The sequence below is a fragment of the Streptococcus mitis SK597 genome, from assembly GCF_000148545.1.
GTDB classification, from domain to species: Bacteria; Bacillota; Bacilli; order Lactobacillales; family Streptococcaceae; genus Streptococcus; species Streptococcus mitis_C.
The window spans coordinates 1-942 of the sequence record NZ_AEDV01000105.1; the positions used below are offsets into that span (position 1 = coordinate 1).

Below are 942 nucleotides of genomic sequence, written 5' to 3' on the forward strand. Positions count from 1 at the left end.
TACAAAGCACCCAAATAGGTTTATAATAGCATGATTATTGATAAAGGAGATTTTTATGGATTATAAACTTATTTCTACTTACTTAGATTATTGCAAAACTCATAAGCGTTTGAGTTCGCACACGATTCGCGCTTATAAGAATGATCTTATGCAATTTTATAACTCAGACTATGATAATGTCGAATCCTATATAGAACAGTTGACACGATCTAACATAAAAACGAATACATTAAGAAGAAAAATTGCTTGTATGAAGGTGTTTTATAACTATCTAAAATACCAGAACATAATTGAAGAGAATCCCTTCAATCAATTGCGCTTTCAATTTAGAACTGAAAAAGTATTGCCTAAAACGATTCCGTATGACATTCTGAAAAGCATTTTTATATATTTAGAACAGAAAGTAATTGTATCTAAAACTGACTATCAAAAACAACACGCTGAAAGAAATCTACTAATTATTTCACTTTTACTTTCAACAGGCATCAGAATTTCTGAACTTTGCCACATTCATCTCAAAGATATTAATCTTTCCAATAAGACACTCCATATTATAGGAAAGGGTAAGAAAGAACGTATCTTATTTTTAGGAGATCAAAAAACATTCAATTTATTAGAAACATATATAAATAAAACAAGAAATGAATCCAATGATTTCTTGTTCCCAGGGAAACATTCACTTAAACCATTGTCAGAGCAAAGTGTACGTTTAGTAATAAAGAGAATCGTTGAACAAAATAACTTTTCTAGAACTATTACACCGCATATGTTTAGACATAGCTTTGCGACAATGCTTCTAGATAGTGATGTAGATATTCGATATATTCAACAAATTCTTGGACATAGTTCTATATCAATCACACAAATCTATACTCACGTATCTCATTCAAAACAAAAAGAAATACTTAGTTCTTTTAATCCCGTATCGGTAATTCATTCTGA

At 29.6% G+C, this 942-nt stretch carries 1 protein-coding gene; it reads left to right on the forward strand.

Annotated features, from left to right (window positions below):
• Positions 1-55: 55 nt before the first annotated feature.
• Positions 56-942 (forward strand): tyrosine-type recombinase/integrase (locus tag SMSK597_RS12470; RefSeq protein WP_000384884.1); only part of this gene is annotated, 887 nt, incomplete at its 3' end.